This window comes from Desertivirga brevis (genome assembly GCF_017355835.1).
The window spans coordinates 60,224-80,080 of sequence record NZ_JAFEWF010000011.1; the positions used below are offsets into that span (position 1 = coordinate 60,224).

At 39.5% G+C, this 19,857-nt stretch carries 18 protein-coding genes and 2 pseudogenes; 8 read left to right on the top strand and 12 right to left on the bottom strand.

Annotated features, from left to right (window positions below):
• Nucleotide 1: 1 nt before the first annotated feature.
• Both J4N25_RS22585 and J4N25_RS22590 read right to left on the bottom strand, forming a co-directional pair.
• On the bottom strand, nucleotides 2–1,192 hold the full coding sequence (locus J4N25_RS22585; RefSeq protein ID WP_207424083.1) for a BT_3928 family protein: 1,191 nt from the start codon (nucleotides 1,190–1,192) through the stop codon (nucleotides 2–4).
• A gap of 7 nt (nucleotides 1,193–1,199) precedes the next feature.
• On the bottom strand, nucleotides 1,200–1,757 hold the full coding sequence (locus J4N25_RS22590) for a DUF1599 domain-containing protein (RefSeq protein ID WP_207424084.1): 558 nt from the start codon (nucleotides 1,755–1,757) through the stop codon (nucleotides 1,200–1,202).
• A 51-nt stretch (nucleotides 1,758–1,808) separates the two neighbouring features.
• Here J4N25_RS22590 and folP point away from each other — a divergent pair, with 51 nt between their 5' ends.
• Both folP and cdaA read left to right on the top strand, forming a co-directional pair.
• Nucleotides 1,809–2,672, top strand: a complete 864-nt coding sequence (gene folP, locus J4N25_RS22595; protein ID WP_207424085.1) for a dihydropteroate synthase — start codon at nucleotides 1,809–1,811, stop codon at nucleotides 2,670–2,672.
• Nucleotides 2,673–2,736: 64 nt separating this feature from the next.
• A complete protein-coding gene (gene cdaA / locus J4N25_RS22600) occupies nucleotides 2,737–3,528 on the top strand; it encodes a diadenylate cyclase CdaA (protein WP_207424086.1) in 792 nt (263 codons plus the stop codon).
• Nucleotides 3,529–3,612: 84 nt separating this feature from the next.
• Here the strand turns inward: cdaA and J4N25_RS22605 are convergent, their stop codons facing one another.
• Together J4N25_RS22605 and J4N25_RS22610 are read right to left on the bottom strand one after the other, a co-directional pair.
• The gene (locus J4N25_RS22605; protein ID WP_207424087.1) at nucleotides 3,613–4,023 is read right to left on the bottom strand and encodes a BrxA/BrxB family bacilliredoxin; all 411 of its coding nucleotides are present in this window, start codon (nucleotides 4,021–4,023) and stop codon (nucleotides 3,613–3,615) included.
• A gap of 86 nt (nucleotides 4,024–4,109) precedes the next feature.
• Nucleotides 4,110–4,289, bottom strand: coding sequence for a hypothetical protein (locus J4N25_RS22610; protein ID WP_207424088.1), 180 nt, complete (start codon nucleotides 4,287–4,289; stop codon nucleotides 4,110–4,112).
• 291 nt (nucleotides 4,290–4,580) lie between these two features.
• Between J4N25_RS22610 and ahcY the strand changes: the two genes are divergently transcribed.
• The 3 genes from ahcY to gcvP all read left to right on the top strand — a co-directional run bounded on the left by ahcY (nucleotide 4,581) and on the right by gcvP (nucleotide 9,671).
• Nucleotides 4,581–5,897, top strand: coding sequence for an adenosylhomocysteinase (gene ahcY, locus J4N25_RS22615; protein ID WP_207424089.1), 1,317 nt, complete (start codon nucleotides 4,581–4,583; stop codon nucleotides 5,895–5,897).
• A 60-nt stretch (nucleotides 5,898–5,957) separates the two neighbouring features.
• On the top strand, nucleotides 5,958–6,680 hold the full coding sequence (locus J4N25_RS22620; RefSeq protein ID WP_207424090.1) for a pyridoxine 5'-phosphate synthase: 723 nt from the start codon (nucleotides 5,958–5,960) through the stop codon (nucleotides 6,678–6,680).
• A 105-nt stretch (nucleotides 6,681–6,785) separates the two neighbouring features.
• Entirely contained in the window at nucleotides 6,786–9,671 is a 2,886-nt protein-coding gene (gcvP, locus tag J4N25_RS22625; protein WP_207424091.1) for an aminomethyl-transferring glycine dehydrogenase, read from the top strand.
• A 231-nt stretch (nucleotides 9,672–9,902) separates the two neighbouring features.
• Here gcvP and rpsJ read toward each other — a convergent pair whose 3' ends face one another.
• From rpsJ to J4N25_RS22650, 5 genes are all read right to left on the bottom strand, one after another.
• The gene (gene rpsJ, locus J4N25_RS22630) at nucleotides 9,903–10,208 is read right to left on the bottom strand and encodes a 30S ribosomal protein S10 (protein WP_207424092.1); all 306 of its coding nucleotides are present in this window, start codon (nucleotides 10,206–10,208) and stop codon (nucleotides 9,903–9,905) included.
• 168 nt (nucleotides 10,209–10,376) lie between these two features.
• Nucleotides 10,377–12,482 carry an elongation factor G gene (gene fusA / locus J4N25_RS22635; protein ID WP_207424093.1) on the bottom strand — a complete coding sequence of 702 codons (2,106 nt, stop codon included), beginning with the start codon at nucleotides 12,480–12,482 and terminating at the stop codon, nucleotides 10,377–10,379.
• 93 nt (nucleotides 12,483–12,575) lie between these two features.
• Nucleotides 12,576–13,043 carry a 30S ribosomal protein S7 gene (gene rpsG / locus J4N25_RS22640; protein WP_207424094.1) on the bottom strand — a complete coding sequence of 156 codons (468 nt, stop codon included), beginning with the start codon at nucleotides 13,041–13,043 and terminating at the stop codon, nucleotides 12,576–12,578.
• An 18-nt stretch (nucleotides 13,044–13,061) separates the two neighbouring features.
• On the bottom strand, nucleotides 13,062–13,475 hold the full coding sequence (gene rpsL / locus J4N25_RS22645; RefSeq protein ID WP_207424095.1) for a 30S ribosomal protein S12: 414 nt from the start codon (nucleotides 13,473–13,475) through the stop codon (nucleotides 13,062–13,064).
• A gap of 172 nt (nucleotides 13,476–13,647) precedes the next feature.
• A complete protein-coding gene (locus tag J4N25_RS22650; protein ID WP_207424096.1) occupies nucleotides 13,648–14,586 on the bottom strand; it encodes a helix-turn-helix transcriptional regulator in 939 nt (312 codons plus the stop codon).
• Between the two features lie 306 nt (nucleotides 14,587–14,892).
• Here J4N25_RS22650 and J4N25_RS22655 point away from each other — a divergent pair.
• Nucleotides 14,893–15,201, top strand: a pseudogene (locus J4N25_RS22655) (nuclear transport factor 2 family protein); the annotation flags it as partial.
• Nucleotides 15,202–15,283: 82 nt separating this feature from the next.
• On the opposite strand, the gene J4N25_RS22660 reads toward J4N25_RS22655, so the two are convergent.
• A complete protein-coding gene (locus J4N25_RS22660) occupies nucleotides 15,284–15,757 on the bottom strand; it encodes a hypothetical protein (protein ID WP_207424098.1) in 474 nt (157 codons plus the stop codon).
• Between the two features lie 129 nt (nucleotides 15,758–15,886).
• On the opposite strand from J4N25_RS22660, the gene J4N25_RS22665 reads away from it, so the two are divergent.
• Nucleotides 15,887–18,367: a helix-turn-helix domain-containing protein gene (locus J4N25_RS22665; protein ID WP_207424099.1), complete on the top strand. Its 2,481-nt coding sequence runs from the start codon at nucleotides 15,887–15,889 to the stop codon at nucleotides 18,365–18,367.
• On the opposite strand, the gene J4N25_RS22670 is transcribed toward J4N25_RS22665, so the two are convergent.
• Complete coding sequence (locus J4N25_RS22670; RefSeq protein WP_207424100.1) at nucleotides 18,359–18,742, bottom strand: hypothetical protein; 384 nt, start codon at nucleotides 18,740–18,742, stop codon at nucleotides 18,359–18,361. The two genes, J4N25_RS22665 and J4N25_RS22670, sit on opposite strands and share 9 nt — an antisense overlap.
• Before the next feature lie 200 nt (nucleotides 18,743–18,942).
• Between J4N25_RS22670 and J4N25_RS22675 the strand changes: the two genes are divergently transcribed.
• On the top strand, nucleotides 18,943–19,188 hold the full coding sequence (locus J4N25_RS22675) for a hypothetical protein (protein WP_207424101.1): 246 nt from the start codon (nucleotides 18,943–18,945) through the stop codon (nucleotides 19,186–19,188).
• A gap of 5 nt (nucleotides 19,189–19,193) precedes the next feature.
• Here J4N25_RS22675 and map read toward each other — a convergent pair.
• Nucleotides 19,194–19,814, bottom strand: a pseudogene (gene map / locus J4N25_RS22680) (type I methionyl aminopeptidase); the annotation flags it as partial.
• Between the last annotated feature and the right edge of the window lie 43 nt (nucleotides 19,815–19,857).

The following is a 19,857-nucleotide window of genomic DNA, read 5'->3' on the forward strand; positions in this document are numbered from 1 at the left end:
ATTAATCCTTTTGTCGGAAATACTTCTCTTCCAATTCCTGGTAGGTTGGCATTGTGTGATAGTGCCACTTGTTGACTACCACTCCATCTTTTAGAAGCAGTAATCCTGGATTAGCTCTCACCATACTTTTTAATGGAACAGCATCAGCATAAAAGATCTCCATCGCTAACTTATTCTCTTTTTTAAAGGCTTCTGCGGTTTCAACAGAATTGGAGGTTAGTAGAACTGTTCTTACATTATAGTTCTCCCCGGCATTCATTGCCAATGCATTGAGGTCCCCTATGGCCCTTTCATTTGCAGCACTCAAATTGTAAGCTACAATGACAAGATTATAATAAGGGTTCTCCATTAATTCACTCGTATAATCAGTACCCTGACTGTCGGATATTTTCAAGTCTTTTATTGGTGGTTCAAACCCCCTTTTGATCAACTTTCTTCCGGGCTCTCCTTTAATTTCCCAATTTGCGTCCTTCCAGACTTCAGTCTTCATATACTCCTTATCGGTCATTTGCTTAGCCTCCTTCGTTTTCTTGTTCACAAGACTGTAAGTAATCTCAAATTCATCTACCGGAGCTCCTTCAGGAATTTTCATTGATTCGGGAATATTAGCACCTATATGATAAGGAAGAAAGTCCTTTACCGGGAGGTAATTATAGGTGTATAACCCCATCACAAAGGCGATAACTGTTATTATCCAAAGCGCTATACTTTGAACTTTTTCTGATTTTAGGAGTGGCTGGATTTTATGCCGGTTCAGAAAGATAAAAAGAATAAGGACTAACAGAACTACATCCTTGCCAAAAGATTGCCAGGGGGTAAGCTTGATAGCATCTCCAAAGCAACCGCAGGTTCTTACAACGTCGAAAAAAGCAGCATAGAAAGTTAAAAAGGTAAAGAATATAATAGTAATTAACAGTCCCAATGCAACCTGAGCTCCTCTAATTCCTAGTAGTAGCGCCGCTCCGAGTATCACTTCAATAGAACATAAGGTGATTGAAATTGTAACGGCAAGCGGATTCAGGAAAGTGATATGGAATACTTCAAAAAATTCTTCAAGCTTATAACTAAAGCCGAGGGGATCATTTATTTTTATAAGGCCTGAAAAAATAAAGAGCAGTCCTACAAGAAGGCAAGCCACTCGAAGTAATATTGGAGCAGACTTTCGTTGCCCGGCAACATTTGGATAAGCCATTTTATTTTTAAGATTTTAAAGATCCAGGGTAATTCAGTTTGATTAATGCGAAAACAGAATAATTGAGCATGTCCTGGTAGTTCGCTTTTACTCCTTCTGACACAATAGTTTCTCCATGATTATCCTCAATCTGTTTAACTCTAAAGATTTTCATAAGAATAAGGTCAGTTAAGGAGCTTATGCGCATATCGCGCCACGCTTCCCCATAGTCATGATTTTTAGCAAACATCAGATCCCTTGTTTCTTTAGCCTTAAAATCGTAAAGCCTCTCAACCTCCTCAACTGGTATTTCCATTGGAGCAGCCACCTCTAATTCCAGTTGGATCATTGCAATGATAGAATAATTAACAATTCCCACGTACTCCGGAATAATTCCCTCCCCCACTTTCGATACTTTTTTTTCCTCGAGCGTACGAATACGTTGGGCCTTAATAAAGATCTGATCAGTTATTGAACTTGGTCTGAGAATACGCCAGGCTGTTCCGTAGTCCTGAGTCTTTCTTATAAAAAGATCTCTACATGCATTTATTACCGCGTCGTATTCCTCTGATGTGTTAGTAGCCAAAACGTGTTTATTATTTGATTAAACGAGGGATAAACCTCTATTTTGCATTTAATGAGCGATAAAAATACGATTATTCGGAAAAAGAAAACTATTAATGCAGGAGGAACTCTAATTGATTTTGCCAGTCCTAAAGTAATGGGTATTCTTAATATAACTCCTGATTCTTTTTACTCTGGCAGCAGGTTTACCTCAATTGATACAGCAGTACGAAGAACCGAAAAAATGCTCGAAGACGGAGCTGACATAATTGATATAGGAGGATATTCATCACGACCTGGCGCAACGGATATATCGGCAGAAGATGAAAAGAGCAGGCTCATTCCCGTTATTAGAGAAATTTCCAAACGTTTTCCGTCTGCAATTCTTTCGATAGATACATTCCGAGCTGAAGTGGCACGAGCAGCTATTAACGAAGGAGGTCATATTATAAACGATATATCCGGTGGTGAATTGGACAGTGAGATGTTTAGAACGATTTCCGAGTTAGAAACACCGTATGTACTTATGCATATGCGAGGTACGCCACAAGACATGAAACAGCACACAAATTATGAAGACATTGTTCGTGAGATACTTCAGTATTTTATGATCAAAGCTACGAAGCTTAAAGAAATGGGAGTAAAAGACATTATTCTGGATCCCGGATTTGGTTTCGCTAAAACCATTGAACAAAATTTCCGGTTAGTGAATAACTTCGAACATTTTTCTATTCTGGGCATCCCTGTACTTGCTGGAATTTCCAGAAAATCAATGATTTGGAAAACCTTGGGGATCAAAAGTGATGAAGCTTTAAATGGCACTACTGTACTTAATACAATTGCGTTGCAAAAAGGCGCTGATATTGTTCGTGTTCACGACGTAAAAGAAGCTATTGAAGCGGCGAAATTAATTGAAGCTTTAAAACACACCCAGTAAAACTATCTGCTGGTTCCGCACATGCATCATTTTTCATTTCAATAAAAAATCCTATTTTACGCTTATGGAGGGATTTGACTTTAGTTTCCTGCACCTACGTTTTTTAGATATTATTGATATCGTTGTAGTAGCATTTATCATTTATTATATCTATAATTTAATAAGGGGAACTATTGCCCTGAACATCCTTCTTGGTTTAATTATAATTTACCTTGTTTACCTTGTTACGATCCAACTGAAAATGCAACTTCTTAGTCACTTTCTGGGTGGCTTTGTAGGTGTGGGCGTCCTGGCTGTAGTAGTTGTTTTCCAGCAGGAAATACGCCGTTTTCTGCTTCTTATCGGCAAAAATGCTTTTATTCATCGAAACCGTCTTTGGAAGACATTTTTTGCTAGCAAACAAGAAGTAGCAAAAGACAATGTGATATCGCTGAAACCTATAGTTGATGCTTGTAAGTATATGCAGGCGACTCGAACAGGTGCTCTTATTGTATTCGCGAAATACTTCGATGAGCAGTATTACCAAAATAGTGGAGAGCAAATGGATGCAATTATTTCTAAACGTTTGCTGGAGAGTATTTTTCAAAAGAACAGCCCTTTACACGATGGAGCGGTAGTTATATCTGATGGAAAAATAAGATGTGCAAGTTGTATTTTGCCTCTTACTGACAATGAAAAACTACCCGCCCATTTTGGATTAAGACACAGGGCCGGGATTGGAATATCTGAGATGAGTGATGCTGTAGCTGTAATAGTATCTGAGGAGACTGGAACTATCTCCTATGCCAGGCAGGGAAGGGTAAAAATGAACCTCAACGCAGAAGATTTAGAGAAGCTTTTACTGGGAGACCTTTAAGCTAGGATTTCACCGATTAATTGTGATTACACCGATTGTTATAATCAAAGCTCGGTGTAATCACTAATTAAGTGGATTCTTATATTAACAATACTGCTCAAAAGCACCGATCAAATTATCGGCAATCATCTGAGCAGGACGACCTTCAATTTGATGACGCTCAATCATATGAACTAATTTTCCATCTTTAAACAAGGCCATAGATGGTGAAGACGGAGGATAAGGTAACATAAAACCACGTGCAGCGTGCACAGCATCCTTTTCCATGCCAGCAAAAACAGTAACAAACTTATCTGGATGCTTGTCATTTTGAACAGCAGCACGGGCAGCAGGACGAGCGTTTGCCGCCGCACAGCCACATACTGAATTCACGACTACAAACACGGTTCCTTGTGTGTTGATTGCCGCCTCAACATCTTCAGGAGTCTTTAATTCCTCGAAACCAACTTTAGTAAGTTCTTCCCGCATAGGGGCAACTAAATATTCTGGATACATATTCTTTTATTTACTACTATATTAAAATGCAAAATTAGTGCTATTGTGCTATTAGTGGAAGTATAAGGTATCAAGGCTCTGTCACATTATTGGGTGATATTAACACTGACTAGGGTGTCTTTCCCGTTTATCCTTGTACAATATATGTATTTTCGAGAACCTTCAAACTTAGTGGAATACTTGTCTTCCCACCCTTCAAGCTCTTCATCCGCCCCACACTCTTCCTCCTTGTTCGCTGGTGCGCCGATACCAAGGTTAAGATTCATATCCTCGATATAGTAGGCTATACACGACACGCAAACGCTATTAGAATTTTTTTTACATGACAGAAAAAGGAACATAATTATGAGAAGAACGAGGTTTTTATTCATATTCATAAATTTCAACAAAAGTATAAATATCAGGTAATTTAGAGGTTGTAATCTATCCCTTTTAATTACCTGGTATTGTTGCTTTTAAAAAACAATAAATCCTTATTTAATTGATAAATTTGTAGCTTCAAATAATCACAGACGGTATTGATTATTTGAGACATTAATAAAATAAACAACACAACTATGTCATCAGTAGAGACAACTTATGTTCCTTACAAAGTTAAGGATATCTCACTTGCAGAGTGGGGACGCAAAGAGATTGAATTGGCGGAAGCGGAAATGCCAGGATTAATGGCCCTACGTGCGGAATTCGGAGCGTCACAACCATTGAAGGGAGCTCGAATTGCAGGATGCCTGCACATGACCATTCAAACCGCGGTACTTATTGAAACATTAAAAGCCCTTGGTGCAGAAGTTACCTGGTCTTCATGTAACATCTTCTCCACGCAAGACCATGCTGCCGCTGCGATTGCTGCTGCAGGAATTCAGGTTTATGCATGGAAAGGCATGAATGCCGAGGAGTTTGACTGGTGCATTGAACAGACTCTATATTTCGGTGAAGGCCGCGAACCATTAAACATGATCCTTGATGATGGTGGGGATTTAACAAATATGGTATTTGATAAATACCCTGAACTGATTTCAGGAATTAAAGGTCTTTCCGAAGAAACCACTACAGGTGTTCACCGCCTGTACGAGCGTATGAAGAATGGCACTCTTCACCTTCCGGCCATTAATGTAAACGACTCTGTTACCAAGTCAAAATTTGACAATAAATACGGTTGTCGTGAATCATTGGTAGATGCAATTCGTCGCGCTACTGATGTGATGATGGCAGGTAAAGTTGCTGTGGTTGCTGGCTACGGAGATGTAGGTAAAGGTTCTGCTGATTCATTACGTAACGCAGGTGTTCGCGTTATTGTTACTGAAATCGATCCTATTTGCGCTCTTCAGGCTGCAATGGAAGGATATGAAGTAAAGAAATTTGCAAATGCAGTAAAGGAAGCAGACATCATCGTTACTGCTACAGGTAACTGTGATATCGTTCGTGCAGAACACTTCCATTCTATGAAAGATAAGGCAATTGTTTGTAACATCGGTCACTTTGACAATGAGATCGACATGGCCTGGTTAAATACAAACTACGGGAATTCTAAGATTGAGATCAAGCCTCAGGTTGATAAATATACTATTGAAGGCAAAGATATTATTGTCTTGGCTGAAGGCCGTTTAGTTAATCTTGGTTGTGCCACCGGACACCCTTCCTTTGTAATGTCAAATTCATTTACTAACCAAACTCTTGCGCAGTTAGAGCTTTGGATGAATACAGAAAAGTACGAAAATAAGGTTTACACTCTTCCAAAACATTTGGATGAGAAAGTTGCCCGTCTTCACCTTGCTAAGATCGGTGTAGAATTAGATGTTCTTGATCAGCATCAGGCCGAATACATTGGTGTTGAAGTTCAGGGACCATTTAAACCGGAGCACTACAGATATTAATATTAGTGTCAATAAAGAGAAAACCTCGACCAAAAGTCGGGGTTTTATTATTTTTATCCCATGACTAAGCTATCAGTAAACATAAATAAAATTGCTACCCTACGTAATTCCCGGGGCGGAAATAATCCTGATGTGGTAAAAGCTGCCCTTGCGTGCGAGAGATTCGGAGCGCAGGGGATTACAGTTCACCCTCGCCCGGATGAGCGACATATACGCTACCAGGATGTATATGACTTAAAAGCTGTGGTTACTACAGAATTTAACATTGAGGGAAATTGTCAGGAGCAGAAGTTTGTTGATCTTGTTTTAGCTAACAAACCAACTCAGGTAACCTTGGTTCCTGACGCCTTAAATCAAATTACTTCCAACCATGGCTGGGACACTATTTCCAATCAGGAATATTTGAAAGAAATGATTTCTCAGTTTAAGGAAGCGGGAATACGTGTATCTATCTTTGTTGATCCTGATCCAAAGATGGTGGAAGCAGCAGCAACAACAGGGACAGACCGGGTTGAGCTGTATACTGAAGCCTATGCTCATGGATACCTTGCAAATAAAGAACAAGCGATTGCCCCATATATTGAAGCCGCGAAAGTTGCTCAACAAGCGGGACTAGGACTAAACGCAGGGCACGACCTTGATTTACACAACTTAAAATATTTCGCTATTAATATCCCAGGATTACTTGAAGTCAGTATAGGTCATGCCTTAATAGCAGACGCCCTTTACCTTGGCCTTGAAAACGTTATTCCTATGTATCAAAGACGTTTGGGCAACTTATAAGCTCTGTTGAAAACTTTACAAGATATCAACTATTTAAAGCATTCTTGAAATTGATACTGGAGCCGCAAATTTGTATTTTTGCGGCTTCTTTTATACCTCATATTCATGAACTTAAACATTGATTTCCAGGAGAGATTTGAAGAACGACATATCGCTCCAAGTTCGAAAGAGTCAGCAGCGATGCTGAAAGTTGTAGGAGCAGAATCTCTGGATCAGCTGATAGATGAAACGGTGCCATCTAGAATAAGATTAAAGACGCCACTTAATCTTCCAGCACCTAAAAGTGAGTATGATTACCTGAAACATCTCAAACAAGTATCTCTAAAAAATAAAATTTTCAAATCCTTCATCGGTCAAGGCTACTACGATACTGTTACTCCGCCTGTAATACTTAGAAATATTTTCGAAAACCCAGGTTGGTATACCCAGTATACTCCATATCAGGCAGAAATTTCACAGGGAAGACTTCAGGCGCTTTTGAATTTTCAAACGATGGTTATTGATTTAACCGGAATGGAAATTGCCAATGCATCTTTATTGGATGAAGGTACTGCTGCCGCAGAAGCAATGTTCATGCAGTATAGTCTTCGAAAAAACAAGCAGGCTAATACCTTCTTCGTCTCAGAAGAACTTTTCCCTCAGACCATCGACATACTAAAAACCCGTTCTACCCCATACGGTATCAATCTAGTTATTGGTGATCATCAAACAGTTGATCTAACGGAGGATATGTTTGGTGCCATTGTTCAATATCCGGCCGGAAACGGAGCTGTTTACAACTATAAAGGATTCGCTGAAAAAGCACATGAAAAAGGCATTAAGCTAACTGTTGTTGCTGATATCCTTAGCCTAACTTTACTAACTCCTCCGGGAGAATGGGGAGCTGATATTGTTGTAGGAAATACTCAACGCTTTGGTGTTCCTATTGGCTTTGGAGGCCCGCATGCTGCTTATTTCGCTACAAAAGAAGAATACAAACGTTCTATGCCGGGAAGGATCATTGGTGTCACTATTGACTCCTCTGGCAATTACGCATTGAGGATGGCACTGCAAACCCGTGAGCAACACATTCGCCGGGATAAAGCCACTTCTAATATTTGTACAGCTCAGGCATTACTAGCCATTATGGCCGGAATGTATGCTGCTTATCACGGACAAGAAGGTTTAAAACTGATTGCTCAACGGGTACATGGATTATCCGTGCTTCTTTCTGATACGTTAGAAGAACTAGGTTATAAACAAAGCAATGAGAGTTTCTTTGATACACTTAGCTTCGATGTGGGTGATCTTGCTGGTGCTATTCATGCAGAAGCATTAAACAAGGAAATGAATTTTCATTACGCAAGTTCCGTTATTACGATATCTTTGGATGAAACTACGCGTTTTGAAGATATTCAGAATATCATTGGACTCTTTGCAAAAGTAAAAGGCAAGAACTTAAATAATGTTGAGCTCGACACAATAAAAAGATCCGTCGCAGCACGAATACCAGCTGATTTAATCCGCACCTCTGATTTTCTAACCCATCAGGTTTTCAACACTCATCATTCTGAGCATGAAATGCTTCGGTATATAAAATCATTGGAGGCTAAAGATCTATCCCTTTGCCACTCAATGATTCCTTTGGGTTCATGTACCATGAAGTTAAATGCAACTTCAGAAATGATCCCGGTAACCTGGACCCACTTTAGCAAAATCCATCCATTTGCTCCAATTGATCAGGTGGGAGGATACATCCAGGTGATCACAGAATTGAATGATTGGTTAAGCGAAATTACAGGTTTCGCCTCAATGAGTTTCCAACCCAATTCCGGAGCACAGGGAGAATATGCGGGACTAATGGTTATTCGTGCATACCATATAGATAGAGGTGAAGGACATCGTAACGTCGCTTTAATTCCTGCTTCGGCACACGGAACGAACCCAGCTTCAGCGGCAATGGCCGGAATGAAAATTGTGGTAGTGAAATGTGACGAAAACGGAAATATAGATATAGAAGATCTGAAAGCACGAGCAGAAGAGCATAAAGATCAACTATCTTGTTTAATGGTTACCTATCCCTCTACTCACGGAGTCTTCGAAGAGTCGATCATTGAAGTGTGTGAGATTATTCACCAGAATGGCGGACAGGTTTACATGGATGGTGCAAATATGAATGCTCAAGTAGGCTTAACAAGTCCGGCAACTATTGGTGCAGATGTTTGCCATTTGAACCTTCACAAAACTTTCTGTATACCTCATGGTGGTGGAGGTCCGGGTATGGGTCCTATCGGGGTAGCGAAACACCTTGTCCCTTATCTTCCAGGACATCCAGTGGTAGATATAGAGAGAGGAAAATCTATTCATGCAGTTTCTGCAGCACCTTGGGGTTCCGCTTCAATCCTTCTAATCTCTCATGCTTATATTGCCATGATGGGTTCCGAGGGCTTAACTAATGCTACGAGGTATGCAATCTTAAATGCAAATTACATCAAGTCCCGCCTGGAACAACATTATCCAGTTCTGTATACTGGTAGTAATGGACGTTGCGCACATGAGATGATCTTGGACTGCCGTACTTTTAAGACTGTAGGTATTGAAGTTGTTGATATTGCAAAAAGACTAATGGACTATGGCTTCCATGCGCCAACTGTATCTTTCCCAGTACCAGGAACGCTAATGGTCGAGCCCACCGAATCAGAACCAAAACATGAACTGGATAGATTCTGTGATGCTCTGATTGCAATTCGTAAAGAAATAAGTAAGATCGAAAGTGGAGAGGCAGATAAGGTTCAAAACCCGCTAAAAAATGCTCCCCATACCTTTGGGGTAGCTACTTCTGACAATTGGGACAAGCCTTATTCAAGACAACAAGCAGCTTTCCCTCTTCCTTACGTTAAGGATAACAAGTTCTGGCCATCAGTCGGAAGAGTCAATGACACTCATGGTGATCGCACCCTCATTTGTTCTTGCCCTCCATTGGAAGCCTACGCAGAAGAAGCCTTCGTTTAGAGACAAAAGATTAAATCAAAAAAACGCAGGTAGAATCCTCTATCTGCGTTTTTTGTTGCGCCCTAATTATATGAAGCTAAAACCAGACTAGCTTAGCATTAGATGTGTACCAATTTAACATTTTTATTTCCGCCAATGAACGGAGCAAAATTCGTGTAACTCGTATAAAGAAAAATCCCGTCAGGAAAACCTGACGGGATCTATTTCTGTGAATTTAAAATCTCCAGCTACTTAAACTTTGATCTCTACCTCAACTCCACTTGGCAATTCAAGTTTCATAAGCGCATCAACAGTCTTTGAGTTAGAACTGTAGATATCCAATAATCTCTTGTAAGAGCATAACTGGAACTGCTCACGAGCTTTCTTGTTTACGTGCGGAGAACGTAATACAGTAAAGATTTTTTTCTCAGTTGGAAGAGGAATAGGTCCGCTAACAACAGCACCTGTAGGTTTTACAGTCTTTACGATTTTATCAGCTGACTTATCAACCAAGTTGTAATCGTAAGATTTTAATTTGATTCTGATTCTTTGGCTCATTTTTATTTTAGTTAAACTGGAGGTAAGAGCTATTTATTACGACCAGCTATTTATTATTTTTATTAAAATTTCACCGATTTATTAAGACAATTACACTGATTATCATTCAACAATCAGTGTAATCAAATATCATCGGTGTAATCTTCACGCGAATCTGGGTAATCCTAGTTATGCGTTTACAGACTTACCTTTAGCTTTCGCTACAACTTCGTCCTGTACGTTTTTAGGAGCTGGTTCGTAGTGATCGAACTCCATCGTTGAAGTAGCACGACCTGAAGTGATAGTACGTAATTGAGTTACATAACCAAACATTTCAGAAAGTGGAACTAACGCTTTAATTACTTGTGCACCGTTACGAGTGTCCATACCTTGAAGCTGGCCACGACGACGGTTCAAGTCGCCCATTACATCCCCCATGTTTTCTTCTGGTGTAAGAACCTCAATTTTCATGATCGGCTCCATTAACACAGGTTTACATTTTGGTAATGCTTCGCGGAACGCAGAACGAGCTGCAATTTCAAAAGATAATGAGTCTGAATCGACAGCGTGGAATGAACCATCAATTAAACGAACTTTCATGTCGGTAACAGGGAATCCTGCTAACACACCATTCGCCATTGAAGAAGCAAAACCTTTTTCAACAGAAGGAATGTATTCACGTGGAATAGATCCACCCACGATTTCATTTACAAACTGAAGACCAGTTTTACCTTCGTCAACAGGAGATATAACAACCTGGATGTCGGCAAACTTACCACGACCACCTGTTTGTTTCTTATAAGTTTCACGGTGTTGAACTGTACCAGTGATAGCCTCTTTGTAAGCTACCTGAGGAGCACCTTGATTAACTTCAACTTTAAACTCACGTTTCAAACGGTCCATGATGATATCCAAGTGAAGCTCACCCATACCAGAGATAACTGTCTGACCAGTATCCTCGTCAGTTTTTACCTGGAATGTAGGATCCTCTTCAGCTAATTTACCAAGCGCAAGACCTAATTTATCCATATCTGCCTGAGTTTTTGGCTCAATCGCTAAACCGATAACTGGCTCAGGGAAATTCATCGACTCTAGTACAATAGGATTTTTTTCCTCACAAAGAGTATCTCCGGTTTTGATATCTTTAAATCCAACTACTGCAGCAATATCACCAGCACCAACATTAGGAATTGGGTTTTGCTTATTAGCATGCATTTGGAAGATACGAGAAATACGCTCCTTATTTTCAGAACGTGCATTGTATACATAAGAACCTGCTTCCAGATTTCCCGAGTAAACGCGAATAAAGCAAAGACGACCTACGAATGGGTCAGTTGCGATCTTAAACGCAAGAGCAGCAAAAGGCTCACTTGCATCAGGCTTACGAGATACTTCTTCTCCAGTGTTAGGGTTTGTTCCTGTAATTGCTTCCTGATCCAATGGTGAAGGAAGTAGTTCCATCACGTAATCAAGCATAGTTTGAACACCTTTATTTTTGAAAGATGAACCACAAGTCATTGGAACAATTTTACCGGCAAGAGTTGCCTGACGTAATGCATCTAAAACTTCACGCTCAGTAATTGTAGATGGATCATCAAAGAATTTCTCCATTAATGTCTCATCGTATTCAGCAACTGCTTCAAGAAGTTTCTCTCTCCACTCGTTTGCCTCATCGACCAAATCATCAGGAATTGGCACTTCTGTAAAGGTCATTCCTTTATCATGCTCATTCCAAACGATACCACGGAAGTTAATCAGGTCAACCACTCCTTTAAACTGATCTTCAGCACCGATAGGGATTTGAAGAGGCACAGCATGGCTACCTAACATTTCACGAACTTGTTTAACAACTTTTAAGAAGTCAGCACCTGAACGGTCCATCTTATTAACGAAACCGATACGAGGTACATTATAGTTGTTAGCAAGACGCCAGTTGGTCTCTGATTGAGGCTCAACTCCATCAACAGCAGAAAATAAAAACACCAAACCGTCCAATACTCGAAGAGAGCGGTTTACCTCTACGGTAAAATCCACGTGTCCAGGAGTATCGATAACGTTAACCTGATATTTATTATTTCTGTAGTTCCAGAATACAGTTGTTGCAGCAGAAGTAATTGTTATTCCACGCTCTGCTTCCTGAACCATCCAGTCCATTGTTGAAGCACCTTCGTGAACTTCACCAATTTTATGGTTTACACCTGCATAATATAAGATCCGCTCAGTAGTGGTAGTTTTACCAGCATCAATGTGAGCAGCGATACCTATATTTCTTGTATATTTTAAATCTCTTGCCATCTTTTTATGATTTCTCTGATTTTAAACGGTTACACCGATCATGCAAAACGTACAATCGGTGTAATCATTATTAATCTGTGTAATCTTCTTTTATTAGAAGCGGAAGTGTGAAAACGCCTTGTTGGCCTCAGCCATTTTGTGAGTATCCTCTTTTTTCTTCACTGCAGCACCTTCGCCTTTTGAAGCAGAGATAATTTCACCAGCTAATTTTTCTTTCATCGTTTTCTCACCACGACGACGAGCATAAAGGATCAACCATTTCATACCTAAAGCGATCTTACGCTCAGGACGAACCTCAGTTGGAACCTGGAAGTTAGCACCACCTACACGACGAGATTTAACCTCAACAGCAGGCATTACATTATTTAATGCTTTCTTCCATGCATCTAAACCACTTTCGTTAATTTTTTTCTCTACAAGTTCAACCGCATCGTAAAAAATAGCGTAAGCAGTAGACTTTTTCCCGTCGTACATCATGTTGTTCACGAAACGGGTTACCAGAACCTCGTTAAACTTCGGGTCAGGCAGGATAATGCGTTTTTTTGGTTTTGACTTTCTCATTTCTATTATCCTCCTTTATTATTTCTTTTTACCTTTTGCAGGTGCCGCTGCCGGTTGACCTGGTTTAGGGCGTTTAGTACCATATTTAGAACGACGCTGATTTCTTCCGTTTACACCAGAAGTATCTAAAGCACCACGAATGATGTGATAACGCACACCTGGTAAGTCTTTAACACGACCACCACGGATTAACACAATAGAGTGCTCCTGTAGGTTGTGTCCTTCTCCTGGGATATATGCGTTCACCTCTTTTCCGTTTGTTAAACGTACACGGGCAACTTTACGCATCGCTGAGTTTGGTTTCTTAGGGGTAGTGGTGTATACACGGGTACACACGCCTCTTCGCTGTGGACAGCTGTCCAACGCTGGGGATTTACTCTTATCCTCCAGAGCTACTCTACCTTTCCTAACTAATTGTTGAATAGTAGGCATTTACTGCTGTTGTTTTGTTTATAAATTTAACTAATCCTTTTATCCCAAAAATTGGGAACGCAAAAGTAGGGAACTTAAATTTGATTATCAAGCGGTTAATAGAAATTTAATGGAATGTTTTTATTATAGACAGGACCAGGCGCAAAGAAACAATCAAAAACTCTGCCTCAGCTTAATCAACAGAAGAAGCTATCCTTAATGAATTAGGGGTTATACCAAACCGTGTTTTAAGTAGCCTTCCGAAAGAACTTGGACAATCGAAACCAGACCGATAGGTTATTTCATTGAAAGTAAGATTGGTTGATAATAACTGCTCCCTGGCAAACTCGAGTCGTTTATTAATAATATACTGATGTACACTTATGCCAAAAACGGCTTTAAAATACCGCATCACAAGATTTTCTGAAAGAAAGCAAGCCCTTGATACGTCGCCAACAGATATATTTTCAGTATAAAAAGACTCAACAAAGTCTCTGGCAATATAAACTCTTCTTAGAATTTCAAGTTTTGTAGATCTTTTTATTGCATCCACTTTATGAAATTTACCAGTCAGCTCTGCCTGGTGCAACCAAACGATCCTATGAAAAACCTTCCTTAACGCTTCATCTATCAGCAATCTTTCGCGCCCCCCGGTTTCCTCCAAATAGTTCTTAAACGCGCCGACTTCATAAACAATCTTCTCATTTAGCGGAATTAAAGTTTGAAAAAAAATAAGCTGCCCACTATCCGAGAAAACATTGAAGGGATTATCCAGCAATTTTTCATCCTTCAGGATCACATCGTCGACAGTCGACGCTACAAAAGTCGGATTAAAATAAATAGCGAAAGAGTTCACCCAACCCTCCGACTCTATCCAGCTGGCGTGTTCCTGTCCTTCGTTGACAATTAAAAAATTAGACCTGCTTACAGCGAGTTGCCTTTTGTCCAACTCGTAAAACTCGTTGCCCGAAAACGCAAATTTTAGCGATAAGTTCTCAACATGGTAGGGGAAATAACATTGCTTAAAGCGGGTATTTAAAATAATGTTATCTTTTTTATTCTCTTCATGCAACCTGTCAATAATCTCAACAGAGGCATTATGAAACTGCTCGGCTATCGCTTGTATATACATATCAATTACCCAAAGGAATAGGCTTTTGATAAATATTGCAATGAGGTAAGTCAATTGGGATGTTGACGAAAATCAACTTACAACATCTTTAAATTTAGTGCTTTTCGCATATCCCAAAAATCCCTTCCTGCAGATCTTTGGAATATAAAACTAGCAATTATGAAACGGATAATCTATTTAATGACCTTATTATTTGTAATAGGCATTAGAGCCTTTGGACAATCAACTACAACTAAAGAAGACCCAAGTCTACACGAAAAAATCCAAAGCTTCGTGCGTGCATAGCTTAATAATGAAGTAGCTCAGTTACGAAAAATATTGGATAAAGATGCAGTGATATTTACCCCGGGGAAACTCGGAGAAATTCAAATTTCGAAAGGAGAATATGTGCATTTTTTGCAGCAAGTCGGCAATCTAGATCAGGATTGCTATCCTCAGTACGAGATTATAAGGTATACTGCAAATACTGCCGAGGTAAATGTTAACTTCGCTTATCCTGACTTTGTAGCGAAACATTTTTTGAGCATGGTGAAAAAAGGCGAGGATTGGAAAATAATACAATTAAAAAAGTATATTGAAACAGAACCCGCTCCCGTTACTGTTATGCAACAATAAGCGGCAATTATTTAGCATTGAGGGTATAATACTAGTAACCCCAATGCTAATACCTTTAACTTAGCAAATCTGATCCTTAACTTTAGATCCTTTGAAAATTTCCTTCTCTCAAAGCCTTACCTGTCTTATCCATACTTACTCCAAAAAAATTAAAGTAACTACCAGCTTCATCTCTAGAAATTGCTCTTTCAATAACATTTATAGTTTTAATAGACGCAGGAACACGTTCAAAATAAATTTTGAAGACAAACTTGCCCTCATCGCCCTTCAAAGTTTTCTTTTGAGGAGTCAAGGGAATACCCTCAGCTTTAATAAACTTATATATCTGGTCTCCCTCTGCATTTTGCAGATAAATTGACTTACTCAATGCTATCCAGCCTTCCGCTGTTTGCGCATGTTCGAATGTGATGATAGTAAATTTAGAGACCTGCTCTATCCGGGTAATTGTTGTTGTAGGATCGTCACTCGTTCTATAATATGGATTCTCAAAAACCTGAGAATAAACACTTCCCCAAATCAGAAAAACAGTAAAAACCGTTATAAATAATGCTTTCATGCGTTTTAATTGTAAAACAGCAAAATTATTTTTCCAAAGTATATCTCACAAGGCCTACATCTCGTAACTTTATCGCAGAGCCTTTTACCTTTTATCGAATATAGAAGCCAAGCCTTTTTATATCTCAGTATGGAAAAAAATCACCAACTCGAAATCGCCAGAAACTTCGTGCTTTACACTGATAAAAATATCTTTTTAACAGGCAAAGCAGGAACAGGAAAAACCACCTTCCTCCGCAACCTGAAAGAAGAATGCCCAAAACGCATGGCAATTGTGGCGCCAACTGGAGTGGCTGCAATCAATGCAGGCGGAGTTACCATACATTCCCTTTTTCAAATGCCTTTTGGACCTTACCTAGCTGAAGCTGTTTCTGGCAATAGAGATCCCTTAACCAAGAATAGAAAGTTCAACAAAGAAAAGATTAACCTTATTCAAAGTCTTGACCTTCTAGTGATAGATGAAATAAGTATGGTAAGGGCTGATCTTCTTGACGGAATAGACGAGGTTCTACGCAGATATAAAAACAAATTGAAACCCTTCGGTGGAGTACAATTATTGATGATAGGTGACCTCCACCAGCTGTCGCCGGTAATAAAGGAAGAGGACTGGAGAATATTAAAGCCCTACTATCCGAACCTCTATTTCTTCAGTAGTAAAGCCCTGCTTCAAAGTGCTCCTGCTTGTATTGAACTGAAGCACATATACAGGCAGTCAGACACTTATTTTATAGATATTCTCAATAAAGTAAGGGAAAACAAAATCGATCAGCAGCTTCTAATGCAGCTAAATCAGCGCCATATCACCGACTTCAAGCCAGACGAGGATGAAGGATACATCACCCTCACCACCCATAATAATTCAGCCCTTGATATCAATAACTCAAAGTTAAAAGAGCTCGATACCAAAACCTCAATATTTAAGGCTGTAGTTACAGGCGAGTTTCCTGAATTCAGCTATCCTACAGAATCAGAGCTTGAGCTTAAAGTTGGAGCACAAGTTATGTTTGTAAAAAATGATGTATCAAGAGACAAACTATTTTACAACGGAAAAATAGGAAAAATCACAAGGATCGAAAGTGAACGGATTTTTGTCCGCTGCCCTAAAGAATTTCATGACATCGAAGTAACAGCAACACAATGGGATAACCTTAATTATGAACTAAACCCAGAAACCAAGGAAGTTTCAGAAAAAATAATCGGAACGTTTACTCAGGTACCACTCAAACTTGCTTGGGCAATAACCATCCATAAAAGTCAGGGCTTGACATTTGACAAAGCTATTATTGACGCAGCTTCTTCCTTCGCCCACGGCCAGGTATACGTCGCACTTAGTCGCTGTAAAACTTTTGAGGGGATGGTGCTAAGTTCTCCTATAAAATTAAATAGTGTTAAAACAGATGGCACAATTGCAACTTACACTCGACAGGCAGAACAAAATGCACCAGGTGAGGAGCAACTAATTGCTGCTAAAGCTTCATTTCAGCGTAACATCCTTTCCGAGCTTTTCGACTTTAAAGCTCTGCAGTCGCGGTTATTTTACTGCCGGAAGCAAGCTCAGGAACACTACAACCTGTTACCTCAGACTTCTCTTGAAATTATTGACAGCATTAAGTCCCAAGCTGAAAAGGAAATATACACAGTTGCAGAAACATTCAAAAGAGAAATTGCAAGACTCGATTCAACAATTATCCCACCCGAAGAGAACGATGCTCTACAGCACCGGATTAAAAAAGCGTCGACCTATTTTTTTGAAAAGCTTCACCAAACTTTTTTTGAGCAATTAAAAGCATTATCGCTCGAAACGGACAATAGAGCGGTAAATAAAATACTTAGTGAAGCGAAAGACAATCTAAGGAAAGAGGTAATCGTAAAACTTGCTACCTTAAATATAGCTGTATCGGGACTAAACACCATAGCCTATTTAAGAGCAAAAGCTGACGCAGAAATAGACTTTCAGGCAACGGAAAAAACATCTGAAGCCCGGACTACGACAGCTCCTGCAAGTATTTCGAATGGGGAGCTTTATCAGCTTCTAAAGAAATGGCGAGACGACCTGGCAAAACAAAGAAACACTGCTGTCTATCTTATCCTTCCTTCGAAAGTATTACTAGAGCTTGTTTCCTCTTTGCCCTCATCTTTATATGAGTTGGAGAAGATCAAGGGAGTCGGAAAGCAAAAAGTAAAACAATACGGCCAACAAATCTTGCAGATCATTAATGACTACTGTGGTGAGAATGATATTAAAAGATCTTCATCCCGAAATTCGGTAGATAAAGAAAAAAGCAATCCTGATACAAAAAGACAAAGTCTGGAACTATTTAAAGCTGGAAAGCAGATTAGCGAAATAGCAAAAGAAAGAAATTTAACAGCAGGAACTGTAGAGGGACACCTAATCAGTTATATAGGGACCGCGGAATTAGACTTCTATGAATTAGTACCTAAAAAGAAAGCTCAACAGATAATAGAAACTATTGAAACGCAAAGACTAAGATCTTTGAACGAAATAAAATCAATATTGGGAGACGACTTCTCCTTCGGTGAAATAAAGGCTGTATTAAAGCATTTAGGAGCAATTGAAGCAGCAGAAACAAGCTCGGGGGAGTTATTTTAGAAAAGCATCTTCTTCATACAAGAAGTTTCTGCCCTCACTCTCCCATTCAAACTTCAATTTCCATTGTCCTACAGACAACCCAGAGAGGGGAATATTAACATCTTTGGACCTACCACTATTAATAGGATAGCTCCTATTCTGATTTGCATCTTCTATATTGACGAGGGTCAGTTTACCTTTTGCTGGCTGCACAAAATCCATACTAATACCGTCTGCATCAAATTTAACATTAGGCTCTGACTTATCTACATTGATGTGATTGGAAGTGAAATCCTGCTCGTACAAAAAAGGCCCGGAGCCGACGAAGTCAGCATCAGTTAAACCAGTGCTGTTAACAATAATAATGCGAGCGGTATAAGCTAAAACAACTGCCATACACAGCCCTGATAGTAATACCACCAAAGAAGCGCGTTTCATAAAATGAACATTGTCGCAACTCAATTACACAGGAACAGGGACACTGTTGCAGGCTGTTTTACGCAATAAAAGCAGTAAGGTTACGCAGGGATTTATTATTTGTTGACTTTATTTATCAATACGGGCAAACATTTCCCCCATACTTCCGTATCTCAAGAATGGATAGGATCAGGATAGAAGTTCAAAAAAGCACAGAGGTAATCAATTTCGAAATAGTAGATTATATTCATCATAGACATCATCACTGCAAGTTTGACGTATTTAAAGGCGAAGAACTTGTAGCTAGCTTTGAACCGGATCAATACGGATACCTTCACATTTGCAAAAATCCCGGCAAGTTAGACTCCGAGCTATTGCATCAATTGGCAGAAAAAATTGAATCATACAACCTTTCGGGGAATTAAAAATTTTAGTTCCAAAGGGGATTTGCTTCCGTTAATATCAATGGCTCGCCCTCTGTAACCAGAATAGTATGCTCATGCTGTGCCACAAAACTTCCGTCTCTAGTTTCCATTATCCATCCATCTGCATTTTCATGGGCATAAGTAGCCCTGGTAGAAATAAAAGTCTCAATAGCAACGACAGAATTTTTACGGAAACGAGTTTTATTTGAAGGATCAGAATAGCATAAAATATCATGAGGATCCTCGTGCAAGCTCCTCCCTATTACATGTCCTGCCAGGCTCTTAATAACAGTCAGGCCTTTTTTCTTGGCCTCTGTTTCAATTAATCTTCCAATATCCGAAATCTTCACACCTCCTTTGATTTGATGAATTGCTTTATACAAAATATCTTTTGAAGCATTCACTACCGGCGAAAGATAATTCACATCTTGCCCCAGAATGAAAGATGCGCCATTATCAGAAAAAAAACCATCAACTTCCGCCGACACATCAATATTAACAAGATCCTCATCTTTAAGTACCTTCGAGTCAGAAGGAATACCATGTGCTACCTCATTATTTATGCTAATACAGGTGTAACCTGGAAAACCGTAGGTAACGTTAGGAGCTGATTTCGCACCGTATTCTTCAAGTAGCTTGCTACCATACTACGTATCACCAGTGCTTCCT

What these genes read in the sequence shown, in the direction of transcription:
- J4N25_RS22585 (WP_207424083.1), bottom strand. Translation starts at nt 1,192, where the DNA reads ATGGCTTATCCAAATGTTGCCGGGCAACGAAAGTCTGCTCCAATATTA.
- folP (WP_207424085.1), top strand. Translation starts at nt 1,809, where the DNA reads ATGAGCGATAAAAATACGATTATTCGGAAAAAGAAAACTATTAATGCA.
- cdaA (WP_207424086.1), top strand. Translation starts at nt 2,737, where the DNA reads ATGGAGGGATTTGACTTTAGTTTCCTGCACCTACGTTTTTTAGATATT.
- J4N25_RS22605 (WP_207424087.1), bottom strand. Translation starts at nt 4,023, where the DNA reads ATGTATCCAGAATATTTAGTTGCCCCTATGCGGGAAGAACTTACTAAA.
- J4N25_RS22610 (WP_207424088.1), bottom strand. Translation starts at nt 4,289, where the DNA reads ATGAATCTTAACCTTGGTATCGGCGCACCAGCGAACAAGGAGGAAGAG.
- ahcY (WP_207424089.1), top strand. Translation starts at nt 4,581, where the DNA reads ATGTCATCAGTAGAGACAACTTATGTTCCTTACAAAGTTAAGGATATC.
- J4N25_RS22620 (WP_207424090.1), top strand. Translation starts at nt 5,958, where the DNA reads ATGACTAAGCTATCAGTAAACATAAATAAAATTGCTACCCTACGTAAT.
- gcvP (WP_207424091.1), top strand. Translation starts at nt 6,786, where the DNA reads ATGAACTTAAACATTGATTTCCAGGAGAGATTTGAAGAACGACATATC.
- rpsJ (WP_207424092.1), bottom strand. Translation starts at nt 10,208, where the DNA reads ATGAGCCAAAGAATCAGAATCAAATTAAAATCTTACGATTACAACTTG.
- fusA (WP_207424093.1), bottom strand. Translation starts at nt 12,482, where the DNA reads ATGGCAAGAGATTTAAAATATACAAGAAATATAGGTATCGCTGCTCAC.
- rpsG (WP_207424094.1), bottom strand. Translation starts at nt 13,043, where the DNA reads ATGAGAAAGTCAAAACCAAAAAAACGCATTATCCTGCCTGACCCGAAG.
- rpsL (WP_207424095.1), bottom strand. Translation starts at nt 13,475, where the DNA reads ATGCCTACTATTCAACAATTAGTTAGGAAAGGTAGAGTAGCTCTGGAG.
- J4N25_RS22650 (WP_207424096.1), bottom strand. Translation starts at nt 14,586, where the DNA reads ATGTATATACAAGCGATAGCCGAGCAGTTTCATAATGCCTCTGTTGAG.
- J4N25_RS22660 (WP_207424098.1), bottom strand. Translation starts at nt 15,757, where the DNA reads ATGAAAGCATTATTTATAACGGTTTTTACTGTTTTTCTGATTTGGGGA.
- J4N25_RS22665 (WP_207424099.1), top strand. Translation starts at nt 15,887, where the DNA reads ATGGAAAAAAATCACCAACTCGAAATCGCCAGAAACTTCGTGCTTTAC.
- J4N25_RS22670 (WP_207424100.1), bottom strand. Translation starts at nt 18,742, where the DNA reads ATGGCAGTTGTTTTAGCTTATACCGCTCGCATTATTATTGTTAACAGC.
- J4N25_RS22675 (WP_207424101.1), top strand. Translation starts at nt 18,943, where the DNA reads ATGGATAGGATCAGGATAGAAGTTCAAAAAAGCACAGAGGTAATCAAT.